Origin of the sequence: Pedobacter nutrimenti, assembly GCF_032678445.1 — a bacterium.
In the GTDB taxonomy this organism is placed as follows: Bacteria; Bacteroidota; Bacteroidia; order Sphingobacteriales; family Sphingobacteriaceae; genus Pedobacter; species Pedobacter nutrimenti_A.
In genome coordinates, this window is the sequence record NZ_JAVTSQ010000008.1 from 38312 (window position 1) to 65034 (window position 26723).

Sequence of the window (26723 nt, forward strand, 5' to 3'; positions counted from 1 at the left end):
ATGAAAAGAATAATTTTAGGTATAATGCTGGCAGCCCCTATTGTAGGGGTGTGCCAGCAACAAGAGTTTGATAAAGAAGGAAAGACAGTAGAAATGACCAGTCCTGTTGATAATGGGATCTATATGAGTGTTGATATGCGGTCGGTGATGCAGTTCTTTTCAAAAGATAGTATTAATAAAGCAGATGCATTAAGGGATTGTAACGCTTTAAATTCAATCCTGAAAAAAGACATTGGGGAGCTTGCATTTAGCCAGGAGCTTGGTAAGCTGGATATGGTTAAAGACAGCTCGGCTTTTTACGGCTTAATTGAAACCAAAGGGGTAGCACTTACACGGGAAAAATTAAAACTGGAACAGCAGTTTGTACAGGAGCATCCTGATTCTTTTGTGAGCCTGTACTTGTTGATGGACAACAGTATCATGTATGATGCGGATGGTTATGCTGCTGCCTATGATCAGCTGAGTTTCAGTTTGAAGAATACCCAGGCTGCAGAGGTCATCAGAAAGAAGATTGAGCATCTGAAAATTACCACTGCCGGAACCAGGGCAATGGATTTTGAAAGAAAAAACCAGTATGGAAAGACAGTTAAACTGAGCGATTACAAGGGGAAATTGGTGCTGCTTGATTTTTGGGGAAGCTGGTGTGCTGTTTGCCGTCGGGGACATCCTCATTTGAAAGAATTGTATAAGAAGTATAAGGATAAGGGGCTGGAAATTGTTGCTGTCGCCCATGAAGAAAATAAAGATTTATCCAAGAATAAAGCGGCCTGGCTTGCGGCAATTAAGAAAGATGAGGTGAACTGGGTGCACGTTCTGGAGGATGAGGGCAGCGGAGCGCCAAGCATTACAAAGGCCTATGGAATTGACGGTTATCCTACAAAATTGCTTATTGATCAGGACGGCAAAATCCTGATGAGGGTGATTGGAAGTATGAATGAAGAAATGGACGAAAGAATCAAGTCAATCTTAGAGAAATAAGCCTGCTTGAAAATAAAAACAGTTTTTTAGTTGCGAATGCAAATTGCCCCGGTTTTTCCGGGGCTTTTGTATAACTACAGTATTTAAATAATGGTTTTCTTAATAAATTTAAGGATATGTAAAAAACACACAATATTTCGCCAATATTATGATTGCTTTTTGTAAAAATGCGGTTATATTTCCCGTAATAAACGACTTGATTTCTTTTTATGAGAAGTATATTCTTGGCGAACTCTAAATGATTTTATTATTCAATATTAACTAGGAACGATGAAAACTGAATTTTGTGATTTCGAATCGCTTTGGTCAAGATTAAGGAATGGAGAAGAGGAAGCATTGTTTTGCTTATTTAAAGATTTATATAATCCTCTTTTTAATTACGGTTTTTCCTTATATGGAGCAAAGGAAAATGTGGAAGATGCAATTAGTCAGGTTTTTCTGGAATTATGGGAAAAGAGATTTGTTCTTAAATCTGTAGCAAATGTTAAAAGTTATCTTTTTACCTATTTGCGTCGTAAAATTACTAGAGAATACGAAAAAGAGATTAAAAATATTTTACCTGATCGGGAATTGTATGAAGTATCTGTCATGGATTATATGGTACAATTACAAACAGAAGATGAAATCCGAGAACGGGTACGGAATGCAATTGAGAAATTGCCTCCTCGACAAAAGCAATTGATTATGTTTAAGTTCTATGAGAACTTAGGCTATGACGAAATTTCAGATATAACGGGACTCGCTACGCAGAGCATTTATAATAATATTCATCGATCTCTAAAGTGTCTTCATGATGAATTAAAACTACCTATTGCATTATTACTTCTGATCCTTAAGAGTTAATTTTTATTGTTGATAATCAATTTGTTATGATTTTTTTAAAAATCTAATGAGTAGAAATATTCTTTCTGTTGCACTATCCTATATACAACCAGATAGACCAATGAATAAATCTAATTTAACTGTTGAGGACTTATTAGCTGATCCTTCGTTTATTGATTATTGCCTGACAAATAATTCGGCCGAAATAAATCTATGGGATTTACATTTCCAAAGATATCCCGGCGACAGAATAACCTGTCTGGAAGCAAAGAAAATCCTTTTGCTTTTGACCGCTGAAATACCAGAGGAAATCATTGCAGATAAATTAGAGTCGTTTAAAAAACTATTTTATCAAACAAATTTTAGTTCTGACGCCAGCACGAAAAGGGGGCCAAAGAAACTCCGGCTTTTTATAGCCACTGGTATTGCAGCTTCTTTGATGTTTATCGCCATAAGTGTTTTATTCTTTTTTAAGACTGGTCAAACATCGGCAGCCTCTTTTAGCAAAATAAAAGGCCAGTGTATAGCGACCAGCCCTACCGATCGGAATACGATCACTCTAAGCGATGGTACAGTTGCAATTCTGTATCCGGACAGTAAGCTGATTATCTCGGATGATTATAATAAAGATGATCGAAAAGTCGCAATCACGGGCCAGGTATATCTAAAGATATTTAAAAACAAACAAAAGCCCTTCGTCGTATACAGCCGTCATTCTACAACTACTGCTATTGGAACTGTTTTTTATGTCCGTGATTTTCAAGGTAGCAAAGAATCCTCAGTATTGCTGATCAATGGAAAAGTAAAAGTGAATACACCAGCACGTCATACCGCAGAGTTTCTGGAGCCGGGAACCTCACTGGTTATTGATAATCATACCTTAAAATCTGAGAAAAAGACAATTGATAAGATGGAACTTGAGGAATTGGCAGATCAAAGATTGGTATTCCGGAATGCAGTGATGGAAAATATTGTTGATAAGCTTGAACTTTTCTATGGTGTAGAGATTGATTTAAGCACCTGTAAATGCCAGTTTAAAAATATTACAGGTGATTATTCTGAACAATCTCTCACCACAATTTTAAATACCATAAGTTTCATCAATAGGGTAACCTGGACAATTCGTAACCATAGGATTGTATTTGTACCCGCTGATCGTCCAAATAACCAAGTAACCAAATAACAACCAATCCCTATAAACACAAAATTATCATAACTATGAGAGGAAGAAACTTACTTTGTCCACATGGGGTCTTTTATTTTCTGGTCTTAGTTTTCGTGCTGATGTTTCAATCATTAATAATGAGTGCAGCAGCTCAGGCGATTACTAGGGGAATAGAAAAGACTTATTCCATTGGCTTTAAAAATGAGCCTATATTAAGGGTTTTTATTAAAATCGAGAATATTTCAGGGTTGAAATTTTCCTACAATCAAAATGATCTTAAAGCAGTACGTCCAATTAGAATTGCGGAGAAAGAAAGGAGCATCATTCAGTTATTAAAAGAACTGAGTGCCAAATCCGGACTGAATTTTAGCATTTCCAGGGGCATTGTTGCTGTAAGCCAGGAGACCGGTTTTTCATACCCCGAAGAGAAAGCCAATATTATACAAAAGAAAACTACTGATACTGTTATTCATGGATTAGTAATAGATACTTTAAAGAAACCTTTGATTGGTGTATCTGTTTACGTAAAGGGCAAACCAAGTATTGGAACAAGTACTGATGCAAACGGGCAATATTCAATAAAGGTTCCTGCCAACTCCGTTCTGGTTTTTAGAATGATAGGTTTTGTGGTATCGGAAGAACCAGCTAATAGATCTGTCATCAATATAATGCTTAGAGAGGAACAGGGTGCCCTTGATGAGGTTGTTGTTACCGCTTTTGGTAAAAAGCAGCGAAAGGAAGCTGTTGTTGGTTCCGTTACTTCTATAAGTGCTAAAGATTTAAAAATACCATCCAGTAACCTAACCACTGCGCTTGCAGGGCGTTTGGCTGGTGTTATTGCTTATCAACGCAGTGGCGAACCCGGAGCAGATAATGCCAATTTCTTTGTTAGGGGCGTAACTACTTTTGGCAATGGTAGCGGAAACCCGCTGGTATTAATCGATAACATTGAATTAACGACTACCGACCTGGCCAGATTATCGCCTGATGATATTGAAAGTTTCTCCGTTTTAAAAGATGCCAGTGCTACCGCTTTATACGGTGCCAGAGGTGCTAATGGGGTGATTTTTGTAACCACGAAGCAAGGAAAGACAGGAAAAGCCCAATTTAGCTTTCGTGCTGAAAATTCGGTTTCTGCACCCACAAGAAAATTAGAAATTGCCGATGCGATAACCCATATGGAGCTTTATACCGAAGCACAATTAACCAGAGATCCATTAGCCAAACTGATATATTCACAGAATAAAATCGATCATACAAAGGCAGGTGATAACCCGGCCATTTATCCCTCAACCAATTGGACTGATTTGTTATTTAAAGACCGTACAACCAATCAACGTGGTAATTTAAGTGTTAAAGGTGGCGGTGATGTAGCACAGTATTATGTGGCAGGCGGCTATAATTTAGATAACGGAACTTTAAAAGTAGATGAACGAAATAATTTCAATACCAATGTAAAGTTAAGTACCTTTCAGTTGCGCTCTAATGTAAACATTCAAATTAGCCCGAAAACAGAGTTGGTTGTAAGGCTCTCAGGTTATTTTGACGAATATACCGGACCGGCTGACGGAGGTTCTGGTGTATATAAAAAGGCATTAAGAACAAGCCCAACATTATTTGCGCCTTATTATGCGCCCGATGCCGCAAATGTTGCTTCTCAGCATATTTTATTTGGTAACTATCGTGAAGGAAATTCATTTTATATCAATCCTTATGCAGATTTACTTCGTGGCTATAAAGATTATTCGCAAAGCAGAATGCTGGCTCAGGTAGAGTTGAATCAAAAACTATCGGTCATAACCGAGGGGCTTAATTTAAAAGGAATATTTAGCACCAACAGGTATTCTTATTTTGATGCGGTGAGGGCCTACGGTCCCTATTTATATAATATAGGAACTTATGATAAGCAGAGCAATACCTATGTTTTAAACTGGCTAAATGAGGATAGGACAAATGAATGGGATACGAATTATCCTCATGAAGACATCAAAGCTTTTGGAAGTAATAAAGATGCAAATACCAATCTCTACGCACAGGCAACGCTTGACTATGACAGGCTATTTGGCCAGAAGCATAATGTTGGTGCCACATTAATTTTTACCATGCAGCAAAGCTTGTTTCCGGCTGCCGAGGTGCAGGCTTCACTACCACATAGAAATGTTGGCGTATCAGGAAGAGCGTCTTACGCTTACGATAACCGGTATTTTGCGGAGTTTAACTTTGGTTATAACGGCTCAGAGCGATTTAGCAAGGATCAGCAGTTCGGCTTTTTTCCAACTATTGGTTTTGGATGGGTTGTTTCCAATGAGAAATTCTGGAATAATTCATTGATCAATAAACTAAAAATAAGGGGTTCATATGGCCTTGTTGGAAACGATAGGATTGGGAGAGATGAAGACAGGTTCTTTTATTTGAGTAGTGTAAACCTAACCAATAATGGTCGTGGGGCTTCATTTGGTTTTGATAACAATCGATTTAGGCCAGGAGTTTCTATTGACAGATACCCCAACCCATCGATCACTTGGGAAAAGTCATACCAAAAAAATCTGGCCATGGAGTTGAGCCTTTTTAATAAAATTAATCTGGTGGCAGAGATCTATGAGAAAAAAACGACTAATATATTGCAGGCTAGAGCATCTATACCCACCACCATGGGCTTAAGTGTAACCACGCTTGCCAATGTGGGTGAGGCAAAATCAAGAGGGTTAGATTTAAATCTTGATTATACTGAGAATTTTAGTGGAGATGCCTGGTTTGCGATTAAAGGCAGTTTTACATTTGCCAGGGGGGAGTATTATAAATACGAAGAACCAGAATATAAGGAGAAGTATAAGCTTCATCCGGGGCAATCTATTTCTCAAACATGGGGCTATATAGCAGAGCGCTTATTTATAGATGAAAATGATGTGCGAAACTCTCCTAAACAAAACTTTGGCCTATATCAGGCGGGAGATATTAAATATAGAGACATCAATAATGATGGACAAATTACACCGCTGGACCAGGTGCCTATCGGAAATCCAACTACACCTGAAATAACTTATGGTGGTGGTATTTCTGCAGGATATAAAAATTTCGATTTTTCTGTTTTCGTCCAAGGATTAGGCAGAGAGTCATTTTTTCTAGACCCCTGGAGAACTGCACCCTTTGTAAATTACGACCCTGACGGATTAAACTTTGGCCGTATTGGAGAAAATGCCTTGTTAAAAGCTTACGCAGACGATCACTGGTCTGAAGAAAATAGAAATATCTATGCGCTTTGGCCAAGGCTTTCGGTAACTCCAATTGAGAATAATAACCAAACGAGTACCTGGTTTATGCGAAGTGGTAATTTTTTGCGTGTAAAATCGCTTGAAGTGGGCTATACTTTGCCAAAGAAGCTTACCGAAAGACTCAAGATGAGAACATTCCGGGTTTACTTTAGTGGTACAAACCTGCTTACTTTCAGTAAGTTCAAACTTTGGGATCCCGAATTGGGTGGAAATGGGTTTGGTTATCCGCTCCAAAAGGTATTTAATCTGGGCTTAAACATAAACTTTTAATATTTTTAAGATGAAAAGAAATATAAACATATTTGCTACAGCTCTTATTTTATTATGCGCAGTTACAGGCTGTAAAAAATACCTTGACGTAGTACCCGATAATATCGGTACTATTGATTATGCCTTTAGAATGCGAACTGAGGCCGAAAAATATTTGTACACCTGCTACAATAATTTACCGTATTTTGGAGATACAAGTACCGATCCTGGATTTATGACCGGCGATGAGCTTGCGGCACAATATCCAAGTTCAATTTACTTTGACATTGGATTGTACAGAATAGCACGGGGCGAACAAAATATTGTAAATCCTATTGGTAATTATTGGGATGGAGATAGGGGAGGGAAATCTTATTATCAGGCTATACGGGAGTGTAATCTATTTTTGGAGAATGTAAATAAAGTACCCGATTTGTCTGATTCGGAAAGACGAAGGTGGATTGCCGAAGTTAAACTACTAAAGGCCTATTACCATTTTTTCCTGTTCCGAATGTACGGCCCAATCCCGGTTATCCGCAAAAATTTGCCGGTTTCAGCTTCAATTGAAGAAGTAAGAATACCAAGAATGCCAGTAGATTCTGTAGTAAATTATGTGGTTAGTTTAATTGATGAAGCTGCTCCGGATCTTCCTGCCCAAATTATGAACCAAACATCCGAGTTGGGTAGACTAACAAAGCCAATTGCATTATCAATAAAAGCACAAGTATTGATCACAGCTGCCAGCCCTTTATTTAATGGAAATCCAGGCTATGCTAATTTTAGAGATAAAACCGGCGTTCAGTTATTTAATCCGGCTTATTCTGTGGAGAAATGGAGAAAAGCTGTCGATGCATGTAAGGATGCAATAACTGCGGCTGAAGCTGCCGGAGCAACATTATATTATTACGTACCTGAATCTGGCGAAAAAGTTACCGATTCTACTAAATTAACCATGAACATCCGGGCAGCTATTACTGATAAATGGAATTCGGAAACCATCTGGGGTGCATCAAATGCCTATGCCAGTTGGGTTCAGTCGCTATCTCAGGCAAGGATTACCTCCTCAGATCCGGATGCTATAAAAACGCCGCCGGCAGATAATGAATCTATTCGGTCTACACTATCTCCGCCAATACATATTGCAGAGATGTTTTATAGCAATAATGGTGTACCTATTGAGGAAGATGTTAATTATGATTATGCAAACAGGTTAACTAAACTAAGAACGGTTACAGATAAAGACAGGTTTTACCTGAAAAAAGACTACGAAACCATTCAGTTAAATTTTGATAGAGAGCCAAGATTTTATGCGGATTTAGGCTTTGATGGTGGAATTTGGTATGGGCAGGGATTGTATAACGATTCTAAAACCTGGTTTTTACAGGCAAAGGCCGGACAATTTGGAGCCAGACTAGGCGCCGCATTATTTTCTGTGACCGGTTATTGGCCAAAAAAACTGGTCAACTATAAAAACGATTTTGGAAGTGATTCAAAGGGTTATAACACAAAAGGCTATCCATGGCCGGTCATCAGGCTTTCAGAAATGTATTTGCTATATGCCGAAGCTTTAAATGAATTAAACGGGCCAAGCGCAGAAGCGTATAAATGGATTGATCTGGTTAGAAAAAGAGCCGGACTGAAAGGAGTAATAGAAAGCTGGGCAAGTTTCTCTAAAAATCCGGCAAAGCCAACTACAAAAGATGGATTTAGGGAGATTATTCAGAGAGAGCAGATGATTGAATTGGTGTTTGAGGGTAAAAGAGTCTGGAGCATCAGGCGCTGGAAAAAAGCCGATGAATATTTTAATAAACCCATTAGAGGCTGGGATTTAGAGCAGGAAGATGCGGTTAACTATTATCGGGTAAGGCAAATTGTGGCCCCTGTGTTCACTTTCAAAGATTATTTGTGGCCACTTTCAGAAAATTCGCTTGTGATCAACCCTAAGCTGGTGCAAAACCCTGGGTGGTAATTTTTATTTAAAAAGACAGTTATGAAAAAAATATTCTATTACTTGCTTGTTCTGTTGGCCGTAACGGGTGTGTATGCCTGTTCCAAAACAGATTTTAACATTCAGAAACCGATTGAAAATGATGGAATAAAACCGGGCGTTGTTACCAATGTTAAGGTGCAAAATAACCCTGGAGGCGCAATTATTACTTATTCGCTGCCAACTGATGCTGATTTGCAATATGTGCTGGCAGAGTATAACATCAATAGTACGACGGTAAGACAAGCCAAAACATCGCGCTTTAGCGATACCATTAAAGTAGATGGTTTTAATAAGGCGGGCACTTATGATGTCAGGTTATACGCTGTTGACAAAAGCGAAAACAGGTCTGAAGTAGTGGTGGCGAAGGTAAACCCGGAAACACCTCCTTACCGTTCCATTAGAAGTACCCTGACATTGAAAGAAGATTTTGGAGGCGTGAGCATCACTTTCGCCAATCCGGACGAGGCCAAAATTGCTGCGGTTATCATCACTAAAGATGAGAATGGAGAACTTGTTCCAATTGAAACCTTTTACACTGGGGTAAAAAATGGTGTTTTCTCTGCAAGAGGTTATGATCCGGTTCCGAGGGTATTTGGGGTTTATATAAAAGACAGGTGGAATAATAATTCGGATACGCTGTTTAAAACGGTTACCCCATTATTTGAGGCAAAGTTGGATAAAACCAAATTCAAGCCTTATAAATTGCCTGACGATCAGCCATCGGCATATGGTTGGGAAATGCCCAATTTGTGGGATGGAAAATTGGATGGGGATGGTTTTCACACCCTTCAGGGTGCTTTACCCCGCCCGCATAGATTTACATTTGATCTTGGCGTAGTGGCCAAATTAAGCCGTTTCAAAATATTACAGCGTTTTGGCGGTTACGAATATAATCACGGTAATCCACGGTCATGGCGCATGTGGGGTACGGCTACACTGCCTGATGCTTCCGGAAGTTGGGATGGATGGACAAAGCTAATGGACTGTGAATCATTTAAACCATCGGGATTACCTTTTGGGCAAACGACCAATGAAGATATTGCATATGCCAAGGGGACCGATGGTTTAGGCGAGGAGTTTAAGTTTCCTAGTTCAGCACCTGCTGTGAGATACATTAGAATGGAAATATTGAAAAACTGGGGCGGTACCGACTTTTTCCATGCAATAGAGATTACTTTTTGGGGAGATACACAATAAAAAATTACAATCATGTTTAAAAAGAACATAAGTTACATCGGTTTAATATTGGGCATTGCCATTTTTGTATCCTGCCAAAAAGCTGATGATTATAAAAAATATCTGGTTGGTGGAGAAAAGGTCTATCCAGATGGACCAACAAAACTTAATGTTTCGCCCGGTAACGGAAGGATATTGCTGACCTGGGCCAGAGGGGTTGATGCCAGAATTAAGAAGTATAGAATTATTTGGAATAATAAAACAGACTCTATTGAGTTTGATGCTACGGCATTTAAACCAGATGATACGGTTAAACATCTTTTGGTAAACATGCCCGAAGCTAATTATACTTTTTCCATTTTTTCAATTGATGATCAGGGGCATAAATCCATCCCTGTTTTGGTGCCATCTGCAAATGTATATGGGCTTAAATACCAGGCTACCTTATTAAACCGGACAATCAAGACTGCTGTATATTCAGAAAGTGATAATGGTTTAGCCATTGTTTGGAAAAAACCAGATACGGTTAATGTTTCAACAAGTATATGGTATACAAATATTATAGGCGCGCAAAAGAAAGTTATGCTTTCTCCTAATGTGGATACCGCAAAAATAGCCGATTGGAAGATTGGAACGAAGATCTATTATCAGTCTTCTTATAAACCTAGCACAATGGCTATTGATTCGTTTTTGGTTCTTACTAAAGATTCTTTACGCCTTCAGAATTTGCCTGTTGGCAAAGCCCTTTGGAAAAAGGTTAATCTGCCGAATGATGTGGATGGAAACGCCTATGGATCCAATTTTGCCTCTATTTGGGATGGCCAGGCCGGCGGATACCCTAATATTTATCATACACAGGGAGGCAGTTTGCCACATCATTTTACAATTGATCTTGGAGGGTTATATCAGTTAACACGTTTTGAAGAAATAGGTAGAACAGATTGCGCCTGTCACAACCCTGTTAAATTTGAAATATGGGGAATTGCTGACATCACAAATGCGGCAACTACACTTCCTGGAAATGATAGTGGCTGGAAGGCCGAATCCATTGCAAAAGGATGGACACTTCTTAAAGAAGTGGAAAGGTCAGATGATGGAACAGCTCCATTTAAAGTAAATCTTCTGGATGGAATTCCTCCTGTAAGATATATTAGAATCCGGGTTACAAAAACACTTGATAATAGTGTAGAAAGCCATATGAGCGAAATCTCCTTCTGGTATAACCCTTAATTTAACTGAATTATGCTTACTCACACAATTTAAAAATATGATACGAAGACTATTATTATTGTTACTGCTTGCATCCTTAACAACAGCGTCGGTTACTGCTCAAAAAAGGATTGGTAATGAAAGCCCGGAACAAAAAGAGAAAAGAATGGAATGGTGGACACAAGACCGTTTCGGTATGTTTATTCATTGGGGATTATATGCCCAGCCCGCAAGGCACGAATGGGTAAAGCATAATGAACGCATTACCTCAGTTAATTATCAAAAGTATTTTGACAATTTCAACCCTGATGAGTTTGATCCCAAAAAATGGGCGAAAGAAGCAAAGGCTGCAGGAATGAAATATGCTGTACTCACTACCAAACACCATGAAGGGTTTTGTTTGTTTGACTCTCAATATACCGATTATAAAGCGACTAAAACTGCAGCTAAGCGTGATCTTGTTAGAGAGTTTGTAAATGCATTTCGTGCAGAGGGGATCAAAGTTGGGTTTTACTATTCCCTGATCGACTGGCATCATCCTGATTTTACAATAGATGCCCTGCATCCACAACGTCTTGATGGTGAGAACGCGGATTATACTGCTGTAAATAAAGGAAAAGATTGGAATAAGTATAAGCAGTATATGCACAACCAAATAAAGGAACTGCTTACTAAATATGGCAAAATCGATATACTTTGGCTTGACTTTTCCTACCCCGGCAAAAACGGTAAAGGAAAGGATGATTGGGGCAGTGTCGAATTGTTAAAGATGATCCGTAAACTGCAACCCGGAATCATAGTAGACAACCGTCTTAATCTTGATGAATATACAGATGGAGAGGATTTTGTGACACCAGAACAAGTAAGCCCTAAAGAACTGGCGCAGTTCCGGGGTAAAACATGGGAAACCTGTCAAACTTTTTCAGGCTCATGGGGCTATTTTCGTGATGAAAATACCTGGAAAACACATCGTCAATTACTCGACTTGCTCATTACTTCTGTAGCCAATGGAGGAAATCTAATTCTCAATGTTGGTCCAACTGCCCGTGGTGAATTTGATTATAGGGCAACCAATGCGCTCGATAGTATGTCATACTGGATGCATGGAAATAGTAAGTCGGTATATAACTGTACTTATGCGCCTTTAGATTTTAAAGTTCCGGAAAATGCTAAACTAACCTATAACCCGAAAACAAAACGGTTATATGTGCATTTGTTTGATTATCCGGCAGATGGTAAACTGATCCTCCCGGCTTATCATGGTAAAATTAAATACGCCCAGTTTTTAAATGACAGTTCAGAATTGATGTATAAGGAGGCTGTAAATGGCGTTGATGTGGAATTAACATTGCCGAAAAATAAGCCAAAGTATGAGATACCTGTTGTTGAATTAATACTTCAGTAAATATTGTGCATGAAAAAAATTATAATCTTCCTGTGTATAGCCTCTATTTCATTAAGAGGCTATACACAGGAATTTAAAGGCTTGAAAGAATTGATTGGCAGAAGAGTTCCCTGGCTGTCATCTTCGGTTTTTTTTAGGGCCATTCCTGATGAGGCTGGAAGGGATGTTTTTGAACTTTCGAGCCAGGCAAACGGGATACATATTGCCGCATCTACACCAAGTGCTGCTGCTATGGGCGTTAATTGGTATTTAAAATATTACTGCCATCGAAGCATGTCCCATTTGGGAGATAATCTATCACCTGTAGCTCATTTACCCAAAATAAAAGGCTCAATAAGAATCGTTTCTCCGTATAAATACAGGTATGCTTTAAACTATTGCACGCTTAATTATACAATGAGTTTTTATAAATGGAAAGACTGGGAGCGCGAACTGGACTGGATGGCTTTAAATGGATTTAATTTAGTCCTGGCACCGGTTGGTACGGAACTGATATGGCAGAATACTTTAAAGCAAATGGAGTTTACTGAAAAGGAAATAGCTGATTTTATACCGGGGCCGGCATTCACTGGTTGGTGGCTCATGGGCAATTTAGAAGGGTGGGGAGGTGTGATGTCCCAAACCATGATCCATCAGCAGGCAGCCTTAGGAAAGAAAATTATTGAAAGAATGGCGTTAATGGGCATAGAACCGGTAACGCAAGGGTTCTATGGTATGGTACCGACTACATTGCAATATAAATTTCCCGATGCCAGAATAAAAAAGCAAGGAAAATGGGCCGGCAACTTCACAAGGCCAGATGTTTTATTGCCAGATGACGAAATTTTCACAAAAATGGCAAATATTTATTATCTGGAAACCAGGAAATTATACGGTAAAAATATTAAGTATTTCGGCGGAGATCTGTTTCATGAAGGTGGTTCAAGTGAAGGCGTCGATCTGACGAAGACAGCCGGACTGATTCAACAAAATATGCAACAGAATTTTCCGGGTAGTACCTGGGTATTTCAAGCCTGGGGGAGTAATCCATCTAAAGAATTGTTAAAAGGCCTGGATAAGAATCATACCTTAGTTATGGAGTTGGTTGGGGAACACCCTGCTCAATGGAAAAAAAGGGAGGGCTTTGAAGGAACGCCGTTTGTATTGAGTCCGGTTAGTAATTTTGGTGAAAAGGTGGGTTTGTTTGGCAGGCTGGAATACTTCAACTCAGTCATTAACAGCGCAAAAAACAGCCCATACAATAAGCTGTTTACGGGAATTGGAATTATGCCCGAAGGTATTAACAATAACCCTGTCGTATTTGATCTCTTATCAGATCTTGGCTGGCAAAAAGACAGTTTGGTGGTAAAAGACTGGATTGAAAATTATGTTTGGTATCGCTATGGTTATACCAATGATGAATTGAGGCTTGCCTGGCAATTACTATTACACACTGTCTATAGTAGCCCTACTGTCCATCCGGATGGCCCGCCCGAGTCTATATTTTGTGCCCGCCCGGGTTTAGACCTGAAGTCGGCATCTGCTTACGGTACTTCAAAGCTATACTATGATACTGCTTTATTTAATAAAGCGGTAGTAATGTTTAAGAAAGCCGTATTAAGCACCCCGGAGTTAAATAGGGTAGAGACTTACAGAGCTGATAAAGTCGATTTTATGAGACAGGTTAATGCAAATAAAGGACAGCGAATTTATCAGCAAATGATATCTGCGATAAAAATAAAAGATTTGCGAAAATTCAGAGCCGCATATGCCCGGTTTGAAAAGGCCTTGTTAAGTCAAGATGCTTTGTTAAACACCAATAAGCATTTCACTTTATCTCGCTGGCTGCAACAGGCTAATGATTTTGGAAGTAATGTTGAGGACAAAAAATTGGCTATTCACAATGCGAAAACACAAATTAGTTACTGGGGGCCGGATAACAATCCCGGTACCGATTTACATGAATATGCAAATAAAGAATGGGGAGGCATGTTATCTTCCTTGTATTTACAAAGATGGCGGAAATTTGCCAATGATGTGATTGGGAAAATGAAAGGGGAGGTTACCTATCCAATTGATTACTATGGTATGGAATTAGAATGGTCAAATAAATGATTAGAAAATGGAAAAGATACCCACACTCAAAGATATAGCTAAACGGCTAAATATCGATACATCTACTGTATCCCGGGCACTCCGGGGACATCCAAGTATAGGTCTTGTCACAACAATGAGGGTTAATAAAATAGCTAAGGAATTAAACTATCAGCCCAACCAGAATGCAGTATTCCTCAAGCAGGGAAAGACCTTTACTATAGGTGTTGTTTTACCGGATATTGCTGAAGCTATTTATTGCTCAACTCTGCGTGAGATAGAGCGTTATACGCACAGTAAGAATTATAATGTAATTTTCGGTCAGTCATTTGAGAAGCCAGACCGGGAAAGACAGATTGTGGAAAATATGAAAAACCTTAGGGTTGACGGTATTCTGATTGCTGTTACCAAATACACGGAAGATCAGGAGCAGTTTGAACAACTCAGAAAATATAATATTCCCGTTGTCACTCTAGGTAACCGGAATGGGAAACAAGATGAATCGGCTTTAGCTATTGAACGCTTGTTTTCGATGTTAGAATTTCAATAACTACCCCGTCTAACTTGGAAGACGCATTCATCTGTGGATTAGAAAGTTGAGAAAAAAATTAAAATCACATTCACCCTTTTTTAGGGTTCGGATGCCTTGATAATATAAATAACAACCACATAACTAATCCTAATTGACCAATAATGAAACCAAGTTTAAAGATTACATTCCTTTTGGCGGGAATGATTTGCTCCTGTTCCATATTATCAGCGCAGAACAAGTTAAAGGTATCGGCCAATCTCCCAATGCTTCCTGATGGGAAGAAGGTGTATTTAATCGATATTGTTACCAAAGCAACAGATTCAACCATTGTTAAAGACCACAAATTTGAGTTAACCACTAAAACAGATTCCAGTAGTTTTTATATCGTTCAGGTCGGCTCAGAGTTTAATAAAGACCTTGGTTTTTATATGCATATGGGGCCGGGCGAAGTGAACGTTTCGGGAAATGCAAAGGGCTTTAATGAAGCCAGCTTTAGCGGAAGTGAGTTTGTTAGCAGCTGGAAGGAAATGATCAGTTACATGGATAAATCATGTGGCATGAGCATGGACCAGGCACAGGATCTGGCCGAACAAATAGTGAAGGCCCAGAAGATTGGTGATACGGAAGCGTCTCAAAATCTCCAGAAGAAATATGTGGACTATATAGAGAAAGGTAAAGTAGCTGCCAAGGAATGGTTAAAAAAATATCCGAATGATCCGGTTTCTGTGTATGTAATCAATGGATTTCTATTCAACAAGATACCTCTTAATGAAATGCAGGATTTGATTAAGCAACTTGGGCCGCAAGCCCGGATGTCGAGGCTGGCCACTTTAATGCTAAATCTAAAGATGCCTGCTGTAGTAGAAAATGCTTTATTAAATAAACAAGCTCCTGATTTTACACTTACAGATGCTAACGGGAAATCTGTTAAACTATCTGATTATAAGGGTAAATATGTTTTGCTGGACTTTTGGGCCAGTTGGTGCGCACCCTGCCGTAAGGAAATGCCATTTCTGAAAAAAGCACATGAACAGTTTGGACAAAAGAATTTTACGCTGCTCAGCTTATCGGTTGACCAGGACCAGGGTAAATGGCGTAAAGCATTAGAGGATGAAAAACTGGCTTGGCCACAGTTGGTTGATGACTCGGCCAAACAGGCCCAGACACTCTATGGCATTACCTATATCCCGACAAATTTTCTGATTGATCCGCAAGGAAAGGTCATTGCGGTGGGGCTCTATGGAGATGGTGTGAACAGTAAGTTGAATGGTGTAATTAATTAGCTATGAGTATATTAAAATTAAGTAACCTATCTCATCGATATTCGCTGACATGGGCTATCCGGGATATTAACCTGGAGATTAACCAAACCGGTATCATTGGCCTTCTGGGTTCCAATGGCGCGGGTAAATCGACCACAATGAATATTATATGCGGTGCCTTGAAACAGAGCGAGGGACGTATTGAGATCAACGGGATAGACTTACAAAAGGAGCCCGAACGGGCTAAGAGAGAGATTGGATTTCTTCCGCAAATCTTACCCTTGTATACTGATCTTACTGTTGATGAATATTTGCACTATTGTGCTGAGCTCCGCCTTATGGAACGATCCGTTATCCGTGCGGCCGTAGAAGAAGTTAAAGAAAAATGTCAGATCAGCCATTTCAGTAACCGGCTGATCAAAAATCTTTCGGGAGGGTACAGGCAACGTGTTGGAATAGCGCAGTCTATTATTCATAAACCACAATTGGTGATTATGGACGAACCAACTAATGGTTTAGACCCCAACCAATTGATTGAAGTGCGAAAACTCATTCAGGAAATTGGTAAAGAGAGAACCGTATTGCTTTCTTCCCATGTCATGAGTGAAATTCATCTGCTGTGCCGGGAGATTATTATGATTGAAGCAGGTCGCGTAGTCTTTTCTGATACGATTGATGCCTTTAACAATTATCTACGGCCCAATAGCTTGTTGGTCTATCTGGAGAATCCACCTGCAGAGGCCGAGCTTCGCCAGATTAATGGCATAACCGGGGTGGAATATATGAGTGAGCGAAAGCTCCGGATCTTTTTTGATAACGGACAGAATGTTGAAGAACGTATTATAGAAACCAGTGTGCACAATGGATGGAGGTTAAAAGAGATTAGTCTGGAGAAAGGTGTATTGGAGGATGTATTTAAGCAACTCTCTTCTCAGACACTTAAGAACTAATCATCCAAAAATTAGATCACGTATAAACCTAAACCATTAAATAAACCAAATGAAACTTATATATAAGATTGCACTGAATGAAATTCGGAACCTCTTCTTTTCGCCGGTAGCCTGGTTCCTGGGGGTCGCCTTTTTGTTACAGTGTGCCTATTTTTACACCAATCAGCTGACTATAATGGCCGGCTATCAGGATGTTGCTATGAGTGATAATCCGCACTTTGAGGGATTTGGTGTATCACTTACCAATATTATCCTCTTGAAAGGCGGGCTATTTCAAAGTGTTGTAAGTAATTTATATCTTTTTGTTCCGTTGTTGACCATGAGCCTGATCAATCGGGAAATCAATAGTGGTAGCATTAAATTACTCTATTCTTCTCCAGTTAAGCCCCACCAGATCGTATTAGGGAAATATTTAGCCATCATACTTTATAATTTAATGTTATTGGGAATCATAGCGATATTTCTGATTAGCAGCGTGTTTTCAATTGTTCATATGGATGCCGGTCTGATATTTTCTTCCATGCTGGCACTTTTTCTTCTCATATGCTGTTATACCGCACTTGGTCTTTTTATGAGTAGCCTGAGTACCTATCCGATTGTGTCGGCAATATCTACCTTTCTAATCATTTTTTTATTAGCGGCAATTGGTACGATTGGGCAGCAATATGATTTTGTACGGGATTTGACTTATTTTCTTTCTGCCAACGGCCGTACCGATAAAATGATTGCAGGTCTCATTACATCGGGTGATGTCATTTACTACCTTTTAATTATCGGTATGTTCTTGTGTTTTACCTTATTCCGGGTGAAGGGGGCAATGGAGTCAAAGCCCTGGTCAACTAGAGCTTTGCAATATTTATTTGTTTTTGTTGGAGTATTGGCAATAGGATATATTACCTCCAGGCCCGCTTTTATGGGCTATTGGGATGTTACACATGATAAAGTCAATACCATACATCCAAATAGCCAGAAGGTGATCAAAGACTTTGAAAAGGGAGAACCTCTGGAGGTTACGCTTTACGTGAACTTATTGGGCGGTGGTATAGATTACGGCGGGTTACCAGAACACCGAAAAAGTTATGAGATTTTGTTTTGGGAAAGATACATTCGTTTTAAACCGGAGATCAAATTAAAGTATGTCAATTACTACGATGTAGCAGACAATGATAGCATGTTCTTTAAAACGTATCCGAAGAAAACTATAAAAGAAGTTGCAGAAACGCAGGCTAAATTAAAAAAGGTTGATCTTTCTAACTATAAAACTCCTAAGCAAATCCGCAAGGAAATTGATTTAAGACCGGAAGGTTTGAGGGTAGTCATGCAACTCAAATATAAGGGACGTTCGACCTTTCTCCGTACCTATGATGATCCTGATTTCTGGCCAAACGAAATGAACGTTTCAGCTGCTTTTAAACGGCTTCAGCAGCCCGTCAGGCCAAAGTTTATTTTTACCTCCGGTAACCTGGAAAGAAGTGTCTATAAAACAGGTGAACGGGAATATCACTACCAGTTGAACGATATTTCTAACCGTTTTTCAATGACGAACCTTGGGTTTGACAGCGACAGTATAAATTTAGATCAGCAGGAGATTCCCAAAGGAATTGCCGCCCTGGTGATCGCAGATCCTAAGACCGATCTGAGTGCTATAAAACAAGATAAAATAAAACGTTATATCGCAGAAGGTGGAAATACCTTGATTTTAGGTGAGCCCGGAAAACAGGCCATGCTGAACCCCGTGCTTACAGAATTGGGCCTGCAACTGAATCCAGGAACTTTAATCGAATTAACGGCTAATGAAACACCAGAGATGGTGAAACCGGAATTGACAAAAGAGGGATTAAGGCTGTCTGATCAATTTATATTGGAAAGAGGAAGACTGGCACGTGGTAAGAAAATGCCCGAGTTGAATATCCTTATGCCCGGCGTTTCTGAAGTTGCAGTGGTTAATTCTGGTACCGGATTTAAAGCTCAGCCTATCCTGAAAACGAATCCTTCTCGTAATGCCTTCAATAAAATAGGTAAGGTTGTAGTCGATTCTGTTCCTCCGGTATATAATCCTTCCGGGGGAGATACGAAAGAAAAAAGCTATTCGACACTACTGAGCCTGTCACGAGAGATCAAACAAAAAGAACAGCGGGTTGCGGTATCTGGTGATGCAGACTTTATGTCCAAATTGAGAAGAGGTGGAGGCTTATTTTCTGTTGCTCTTTTTAGCTGGCTAGATCACAATCGTTTGCCCATTTACATTGTTCCTAAAACACCTGTGGACGTACTATTAACTATTTCTCTAAGAACAGCAGAAATCATCAAAATTGTGTTTGTCTGGATTTTGCCATTCGTAATAGCTTGCATGGGTGCAATTCTACTACTTCGCCGTAAACGTAAATAGCCTTGATATGAAACTTGAAACTGACGCGCAGACGCTCGAAGATCTTCGGATTTTTGGCAAGAGGGAACAAACAGGGATATTTGACCTGTATAATGACACCCATACCCGGGGTGGCGAGAAATTGCTAAGGGAAATGTTCAGGAATCCATTATCGGATATTGAATCCATTGGCTACCGCCGTAATATTTTTGCTTATTTTTCAGAACATCAGCTGGAATTTCCTTTTGAGGGATCCTTATTGGATATGGCCGAAAAATATACGGCCAGCACCAAAGATGCCGGAGCTTCACGGCAACAAATATTAAATGATAAGGATATTGAAAACGGAGTGGTCTCTATCATCCAGCTCACGCAGAAACTTAAAATATTCGTCGATATCGATGTTGTGAAAGCATCAGTTCCTTTTGCCGGAGAAAGAGATGCCATTATCGCAATTCTGGAATCGGATGTTTTACAGCCTGTTTTGCGAGAGAAGAACAGTGGTAAAGTATCCTATTCTGCAATAACGGCTTTTGATGCACTTTTTAGAAGTAAAGGACAAATAAAAATTGAAGGGTTGCTCCATCTGATTTACCTATTGGATGTATACTTGAGTATTGCCAATGTAGCGCTGAAATATGGGTTTACTTATCCCAAAGCGCACGAAAAGGGAAGCCGTATTTTGCGTGTGGAGGGATTATTTCACCCGGAACTGAAAAAACCGGTAGCCAATGATATGGCGATGGAAGGTCATTCTAGCCTGGTTTTTCTAACCGGGGCAAATATGGCAGGAAAAAGTACGTTTCTAAGATCGATGGGTACGGCGACCTTCCTTGCTCACATGGGATTTCCTGTAGCGGCCCGGGCTATGGAATTCTCCATAATGGATGGACTGTATACCACCATTAATTTGCCAGACGATCTGGGTATGGGGGCTAGTCATTTCTATGCCGAGGTATTGCGTGTAAAGAAGATGGCTACCGAGCTTCATAAAGGAAAAAAGCTGTTTGTCATTTTCGATGAATTGTTTCGTGGAACAAATGTTAAAGATGCGCATGAAGCAACGGTTGCTATTGCCATGGGCTTTGCCCGCAATTCCGAAAGCCGTTTTATTATTTCATCTCATATTGTAGAAGCCGCAGAGCAATTGGGGGTAGAACCTGGAATAGACTTTTTATTCCTGCCAACACGGATGAACGGTACCACTCCAGAATATACTTATACATTGGAGCGTGGGGTTACAGATGATCGGCATGGTATGTTAATTATACGCAGCGAAGGAATTCTGGACATATTGAAGAATGGAAAAAAGGGAAGGATTTACTGTAATGAAACCCTATAAATATTGGAAAAAATGAGCAAATTTAAGATAGACAGGCAAACTTTAGATGAGTTGAATTTGCTTGGGAAATTCAGGGCGGGTTCGGTATATCACTTATTCAATCAGGTTAGAACGCGAGGAGGGGAACACTTGTTGGATGAGATGTTCAATAATCCTTTATCAAGTACTGCGTTGATCAATGAAAGAAGTGAAACTTTTAAATGTTTTCAAGAACATGATTTCAGGTTTGATTACGATGTTCAGGTGATTTCTGTTTTCAGGGAATATCTGGATACCAAAACTTACGACCATAAAATACGTGTTTATTTCAGTCTGCTTTCCAGGAGTGTACTGGCGCGGCTAACCCGCGACGAACGTTATAAAAAGAGTATTCAGGGCTTTCAGGCGATCGTTCAGGTCTTAAAGAAAACTGCAGCTCTTGTTCCTCTGTTGTCCTGGGCCCCTGAACCTTTCCAATCGCGGGTACGGGAAATACAGGCGTTGCTCAAAAGGCCTGAAATGGACCAGCTCCTTCAAATGGATATTTATTCGGAAATTGCTTTAGGTACGCTCGTGTTTTACGAACATTTGCTTAAAGGGAAGTTCCTTGCAGACATGGGGAATGTTCTCTCTTTCATCTATGAATTGGACGTTTATCAGGCTGTCGGCATGGTTGCAAAAGAAAAAGGCTTTCGGTACGCTACCGCACTTGAGCCCGAAGAGAACATTTTTCGTTGTCAGAACCTGCGCCATCCTTGCATTGAAAAGGCCATTGGAAATGATTTACTATTAGAGGAAGATAGTAATGTTTTGTTCCTCACCGGTGCTAATATGGCGGGAAAATCCACCTGGATGAAATCTCTTGGGATTGGAATTTATCTGGCTCATATGGGGTTCCCGGTGGCTGCGGATTCTTTTGAATTCTCCCTGAGGGAAGGACTTTATTCATCCATTAATGTGGCGGATAATATCAACCTGGGCTACAGTCATTTTTACGCAGAGGTGGTTAGGGTAAAACAAGCGGCCGAGGCGGCGGCGAGCGGAGCAAGGTTGATGTTAATGTTCGACGAGCTTTTTAAAGGAACTAATGTAAAGGATGCTTTTGATGGTACATTAGCGGTAACTGAGGGTTTTGCTGAGTACACAAATTGTTTGTTTGTTGTTTCTACGCACATTATTGAGGTGGGCGAAGAGCTTAGACGTTTCCCTAATATTCAGTTTCGGTATATGCCGACTATACTTGAAGCGGGAGTACCGCGGTATACTTATAGGCTTAAAGAGGGTATAACTGAGGATAGACAGGGAATGATGATTATTCAGAGTGAAAAAATACTGGAACTTCTTGAGCGATAAGAAATAAGGTGTGAAAATATGTTTTCTGATCTCTCTGGACCTTTCGCGAAGAGCTTCAGGCCCTGATGTTCGATCATGAAAACATATTTTCTTGGGTGCAGACCGGGAAGGGTGCAGACCCGGATTGGTGCATAGGGGATTAGATCGCCTTTAATATCCCTTTGATCCATATTTTTGCGAGTTCTTTTGATCCCTCCGCATTTGGATGTAGATAAAATGTACCCTTTTTACCTTGTTCTGGTTTATACAAAGTAATATGGTTCTTTTCGAAAAAATCAAAACCAGATTTATCTCCTGCAAATACTCGTTTGGGGGTTAACTGATTATACTTTTTAACCAGGTTATCTATTTTTGGGAGGTAGTTCTTTAATCGGTTTAAGCCTTCTTCTAAATAAGAAGCGTTATTCTGGGTATTAGTACTATACCAAAGGGGGTATTGAATTACAAATTTTGCTTTTGGAAACTGAGTTGATAAAACATCGATTATTTTGGAAAGATTTTGATCGTATTGCTCTGGAGAGATGGGTGATCCATTAGGCCCGGATATGGCGCTGTCATTAGTTCCCAGCATAATAGAAAACAACAGTGTAGCAGAGGTGTCTTTGTTTAGTGCATTTGCAGCTTCAAGAACCTTCGGGAAATCTTTATTAGTGGTGGGTAAAAAGTCAAAGCTGGTATGTCCACTAAAGCCCAAATTTGCAACATTAACAGATGTAAATTGCTTCTTTGAGGTCAGGGTTTGTTTAATTACAATTGAGGGTGCTTCCAGGGATGGCTGCGGTAATGCGCTCCCTTCAGTAATACTGTCGCCTATAAAAATAATATTCAGTTTCGTTCTTTTTCCTGAAGAAAAAGATGTTAGCAAAACTATAGAAACGAGCATCAGCAATCCTTGAATAACTTTGGCTAAAGGGGAATTTTTCATGAATCTTTTTTTGATGAAGGTAGGAGTTTGGTCTGATTTTGCATTTACAAATTTTAAAATAGTTGTTTAAACCCTTGTGGAGCAGGAGATGGGGTAAAATATGTTTTCTGAGCTCTCAGAACCTTCCGCGAAGAGCTTCAGGTTCTGAGGTTCGCTCATAAAAACATATTTTATTGGGTGCAGACCGGATTGGGTGCAGACTGGATTGGGTGCAGAGTGGTGAGGGTGTAGAGTGGATTCCTGAGTTAGGGGGCTATGATAGTGAAGAGGTATACGGCGAATATTACGAGCAAGACAACGCCCTGCAGGATATTGGTGCGACCGGTGGCAAACGAAAGCATAATGGTGAATTGTGCCAGCAGCAGCAATACAGTAGCTTTCATATCTATTCCGAGTGTAATGGTCATTCCGGTAATAATCGAAACAATGGCTACTGCGGGAATAGTTAAACCAATACTGGCCAATGCGGAACCCAGGGCAAGGTTTAAGCTTGTTTGCAGTCTGTTTTTTCTAACGGCGTGGTAGGCTGCGAGTCCTTCGGGTAGTAAAACTACAGCAGCAATGATTACGCCCACCAGCGATTTAGGTGCTCCAAAACTGATCACTGCATTTTCTATATCTGGTGCGATGGCTTTGGCTAGTAATACTACTATACCCAAACATAAAAGAAGTAAAAATGCACTTAGCAGGGCTACTTTGGTTGTTGGAGGATCTGCATGTACTTCTTCGTTCCCGTCTGCATCGGGCGGTAAAAAGAAATCTCTGTGCCTGATGGTTTGTACCAGTACAAAAGATCCATATAAAACAAGGCATATGATGGCTACAAAGAAGAGTTGTGTGAAGGAGTATTCCGGGCCTGCCTTACTGGTTGTATAGTTTGGAAGAATAAGGGTGAGTACCAGGATCGCGGTCAGCGTAATCAGTGCGGCGCTTACTCCGGACAAATTGAAGATTTGCTCTTTGAACTTTGCGCCTCCAACCAGCAGGCAGAGGCCAATAATGCCGGTTAAAATGATCATTACAGCAGCAAGTACAGTGTCGCGTGCAAGGGTGGCCGTATCCGGCCCGCCCGCAAGCATTAATGAAACGATTAGTGCTACTTCTATGATTGTAATGGCCAGGGCGAGTAATAGGGTGCCAAATGGCTCACCAACGCGGTGGGCGACAACTTCTGCGTGGTGCACTGCGGCCAGTACAGCAGCGATGAGTACGGCGGCCAGGACGAAAATGTACATTCCGCCCAGATTCAAAGAGGATGCGAAGTAAGCAAGCCAGGCAATGAGGGGAGAAATAATGGTCCATAAGGGAAGTGGGAGCTTTTTGATCATACTGAAACAATGCAATTATTGTGCTAGAAAATATGTTTTCTGAGCTCTCTGAACATTACATGTTCTGATGTTCGCTCATGAAAACATATTTTCTTGGGTGCAGACCGGATTGGGTGCAGACGGGATTGGGTTCAGGCTTGATTGGGTGCAGAAATGTAAAATGCTTGGTCTGGGTTCTCTTGTTTTGGTAACTATAATTTAACTGGAATTTGTTTTATTAGTAATAAACAAAGTTTAGTTTTGCTAAACAAATAAAAAGTTTTAATTTTAATCCCAAACCAAATAGGATTTCTTTAGAGCGTAGTATGTTTTTAGCCGATAATGCCATCTCACGAGATTGCTTGAATTAAAATAATTTTTAAATGTCTAGCTTTTAGTTTTAATGAAAAATTGTGATCAATTCTCTGACGCTGATTTAATTATCCAACTTAAGCTGGGAAATGAGAATGCATTTACTGAAATCTACAATCGGTACTGGGAAGTCTTATTAAATGCGGCTTATCAGCGTTTGCGTTCGAGAGAAGATGCTGAGGAGGTTGTTCAGGAAGTCCTTGTCAGTTTGTATTTTCGTCGTAAAGACATAGATCCAAAATCTACTCTGAAGGCTTATCTTAAAACAGCGCTTAAGTTTAAAGTGATTGATACCTATCGTTTGCAGCAGCTGCACTATAGGCATATAGATCATTTGATTGCGGAAACAAAGCTTTCTCCTGTAACTCCGGATGATCAGTTAGAAATTAAAGAATTTAAATCACTTATATTATCCAGATGCGAAAAGTTGCCTGAAAAATGCAGGGAAGTATTTATGATGTTCCGATTTGAAGAGCTATCCCATCAGGAAATTGCCGAACGCTCGGCAATTTCGATTAGTACAGTTAAAAAACATCTTCATAAAGCAATGGTACTGCTGAGAGAAGAATTTAAAGGCAGTACTATAAAGTTGCTGATTGCTTGTCTGCTCTTCTTACTTAAATAGATTTTTAAAATATTTCTTGCTTATAATCAGTTGGTTACCGTTGTTTTAAAGATTATTTTACTTTAGAGTAGAACCTTTTGGTTTTTGTTTCGAATACCTTATATGAGCAATAACCAAAAGGAATTTGAGAAGCATCTACTGGAGATCATGACCAAGTTTAAAAATGGAGAAGCCACAGATGCCGAAATTGAAGAAATTAATCTTTGGTATGAGCATCAGGCTTCTAATGAGGGGTATACTGATGGCATGTCATCTGCCAAGCGTGTAGAAACCAAACAGAAAATATTATTCAGGATTTATGATCGTGTACACCAGGCAGCGACTCCTGTTGCTAAGATTAGCTTATATAAAAAAATTAAAATATTTACAGCTGCAGCTTCAATATTCCTGGCTATTGGAGTAGCGCTTTATTTTCAGTTTGCTGAGCAAAAGAAATATCTCAAGGATTCTACTGCTGCTAATGATGTTGCGCCTGGAAACAATAAAGCCGTTTTAATACTTGCTAATGGTAAAAAAATTAGCTTAGAGGATTTAAGTGAAGGTCAGATTGCCAGCCAGCCTGGCATCCGGATTTCTAAAACAGCCAATGGTCAACTGGTTTATGAGACTACCGAAAGTACAGCTTCTGCTGCGCTCAAACCAGAATTTAATACCATTGAGGTGCCCGTGGGGGGGCAGTGGCAAGTCATTCTTCCTGATCATTCTAAGGTATGGTTAAATGCATTGTCAAGTATTACTTATCCGCTACATTTTACGGGGAATGAAAGAAATGTGAAAATTTCTGGAGAAGCTTATTTCGAGGTGGCGCACAATGCCAGGATGCCATTTAAGGTTCAAGCGGGTCATCAAACGGTTGAGGTGCTGGGTACACATTTCAATATTATGGCTTATACCGATGAAAAACTCATCAAGACCACACTGATAGAAGGTTCGGTAAAAGTTTCGCAAGGCAAAGCAACAAAGCTGCTGGTTCCCGGCGAGCAGGCACAGGTAGGCAAAGAGGGAATTACGGTTACAAATGGTGTAGATGTGGAAGATGTTGTGGCCTGGAAAAATGGTTATTTCAAATTTGATGAGAACCTGGAAGCCATTATGGCAAAAGTGGCCAAGTGGTATAATGTAGATGTGGTGTATCAGTTTAAACCCGATCCCAATAGCATGTACGAAGGCAAAATTTCACGTTCGAAAAATATATCCTCCCTATTGAAAATCATAGAATTTAACGGCGATGTACATTTTAAAATAGAAGGAAGGAGGGTTATCGTGACAAAATAGCTATAGCAATCATGGTAAGCCAAAAAATGGTCAAAGGTGTTAGAGCACCCTTGACCGGATGTTGAGTTTACCCATTCCGATAAGTCGGAATAAA

The 26723-nt window shown here is 39.9% G+C and carries 19 protein-coding genes; 17 read left to right on the forward strand and 2 right to left on the reverse strand.

The genetic code is table 11. From position 1 onward, the window contains the following. The 15 genes from R2S08_RS15385 to R2S08_RS15455 all read left to right on the forward strand — a co-directional run bounded on the left by R2S08_RS15385 (nucleotide 1) and on the right by R2S08_RS15455 (nucleotide 22125). Nucleotides 1-978 (forward strand): TlpA disulfide reductase family protein, encoded by a 978-nt coding sequence (locus tag R2S08_RS15385; RefSeq protein ID WP_316835977.1) that lies wholly within the window; start codon nucleotides 1-3, stop codon nucleotides 976-978. A gap of 270 nt (nucleotides 979-1248) precedes the next feature. Continuing rightward, the gene (locus tag R2S08_RS15390; RefSeq protein WP_316835978.1) at nucleotides 1249-1821 is read left to right on the forward strand and encodes a sigma-70 family RNA polymerase sigma factor; all 573 of its coding nucleotides are present in this window, start codon (nucleotides 1249-1251) and stop codon (nucleotides 1819-1821) included. Nucleotides 1822-1867: 46 nt separating this feature from the next. Beyond that, a complete protein-coding gene (locus tag R2S08_RS15395) occupies nucleotides 1868-2983 on the forward strand; it encodes a FecR family protein (protein WP_316835979.1) in 1116 nt (371 codons plus the stop codon). Between the two features lie 119 nt (nucleotides 2984-3102). Beyond that, nucleotides 3103-6507: a TonB-dependent receptor gene (locus tag R2S08_RS15400; RefSeq protein WP_316835980.1), complete on the forward strand. Its 3405-nt coding sequence runs from the start codon at nucleotides 3103-3105 to the stop codon at nucleotides 6505-6507. Nucleotides 6508-6517: 10 nt separating this feature from the next. Continuing rightward, nucleotides 6518-8455: a RagB/SusD family nutrient uptake outer membrane protein gene (locus R2S08_RS15405; RefSeq protein ID WP_316835981.1), complete on the forward strand. Its 1938-nt coding sequence runs from the start codon at nucleotides 6518-6520 to the stop codon at nucleotides 8453-8455. A gap of 21 nt (nucleotides 8456-8476) precedes the next feature. Then, a complete protein-coding gene (locus tag R2S08_RS15410; protein ID WP_316835982.1) occupies nucleotides 8477-9673 on the forward strand; it encodes a DUF5000 domain-containing lipoprotein in 1197 nt (398 codons plus the stop codon). A 12-nt stretch (nucleotides 9674-9685) separates the two neighbouring features. After that, complete coding sequence (locus R2S08_RS15415; RefSeq protein WP_316835983.1) at nucleotides 9686-10882, forward strand: DUF4998 domain-containing protein; 1197 nt, start codon at nucleotides 9686-9688, stop codon at nucleotides 10880-10882. Nucleotides 10883-10919: 37 nt separating this feature from the next. Beyond that, nucleotides 10920-12266: an alpha-L-fucosidase gene (locus R2S08_RS15420; protein ID WP_316835984.1), complete on the forward strand. Its 1347-nt coding sequence runs from the start codon at nucleotides 10920-10922 to the stop codon at nucleotides 12264-12266. Between the two features lie 9 nt (nucleotides 12267-12275). Then, the gene (locus R2S08_RS15425; protein WP_316835985.1) at nucleotides 12276-14360 is read left to right on the forward strand and encodes an alpha-N-acetylglucosaminidase; all 2085 of its coding nucleotides are present in this window, start codon (nucleotides 12276-12278) and stop codon (nucleotides 14358-14360) included. 7 nt (nucleotides 14361-14367) lie between these two features. Further along, nucleotides 14368-14889, forward strand: coding sequence for a LacI family DNA-binding transcriptional regulator (locus tag R2S08_RS15430; RefSeq protein WP_316835986.1), 522 nt, complete (start codon nucleotides 14368-14370; stop codon nucleotides 14887-14889). A gap of 143 nt (nucleotides 14890-15032) precedes the next feature. After that, nucleotides 15033-16154, forward strand: coding sequence for a TlpA disulfide reductase family protein (locus R2S08_RS15435; RefSeq protein ID WP_316835987.1), 1122 nt, complete (start codon nucleotides 15033-15035; stop codon nucleotides 16152-16154). A 2-nt stretch (nucleotides 16155-16156) separates the two neighbouring features. Further along, the gene (locus R2S08_RS15440) at nucleotides 16157-17083 is read left to right on the forward strand and encodes an ABC transporter ATP-binding protein (RefSeq protein ID WP_316835988.1); all 927 of its coding nucleotides are present in this window, start codon (nucleotides 16157-16159) and stop codon (nucleotides 17081-17083) included. Between the two features lie 49 nt (nucleotides 17084-17132). Continuing rightward, nucleotides 17133-19472 (forward strand): Gldg family protein, encoded by a 2340-nt coding sequence (locus R2S08_RS15445; protein ID WP_316835989.1) that lies wholly within the window; start codon nucleotides 17133-17135, stop codon nucleotides 19470-19472. A gap of 7 nt (nucleotides 19473-19479) precedes the next feature. After that, nucleotides 19480-20793 (forward strand): MutS-related protein, encoded by a 1314-nt coding sequence (locus R2S08_RS15450; protein ID WP_316835990.1) that lies wholly within the window; start codon nucleotides 19480-19482, stop codon nucleotides 20791-20793. 12 nt (nucleotides 20794-20805) lie between these two features. Continuing rightward, entirely contained in the window at nucleotides 20806-22125 is a 1320-nt protein-coding gene (locus tag R2S08_RS15455; protein WP_316835991.1) for a MutS-related protein, read from the forward strand. A gap of 139 nt (nucleotides 22126-22264) precedes the next feature. Here the strand turns inward: R2S08_RS15455 and R2S08_RS15460 are convergent, their stop codons facing one another. Together R2S08_RS15460 and R2S08_RS15465 are read right to left on the reverse strand one after the other, a co-directional pair. Beyond that, a complete protein-coding gene (locus R2S08_RS15460) occupies nucleotides 22265-23050 on the reverse strand; it encodes a GDSL-type esterase/lipase family protein (protein WP_316835992.1) in 786 nt (261 codons plus the stop codon). Between the two features lie 245 nt (nucleotides 23051-23295). Further along, the gene (locus R2S08_RS15465) at nucleotides 23296-24378 is read right to left on the reverse strand and encodes an ionic transporter y4hA (RefSeq protein ID WP_316835993.1); all 1083 of its coding nucleotides are present in this window, start codon (nucleotides 24376-24378) and stop codon (nucleotides 23296-23298) included. Nucleotides 24379-24760: 382 nt separating this feature from the next. On the opposite strand from R2S08_RS15465, the gene R2S08_RS15470 reads away from it, so the two are divergent. Further along, on the forward strand, nucleotides 24761-25354 hold the full coding sequence (locus tag R2S08_RS15470) for an RNA polymerase sigma-70 factor (RefSeq protein ID WP_316835994.1): 594 nt from the start codon (nucleotides 24761-24763) through the stop codon (nucleotides 25352-25354). A 102-nt stretch (nucleotides 25355-25456) separates the two neighbouring features. After that, complete coding sequence (locus R2S08_RS15475) at nucleotides 25457-26629, forward strand: FecR family protein (protein ID WP_316835995.1); 1173 nt, start codon at nucleotides 25457-25459, stop codon at nucleotides 26627-26629. The last annotated feature ends 94 nt before the right edge of the window (nucleotides 26630-26723 follow it).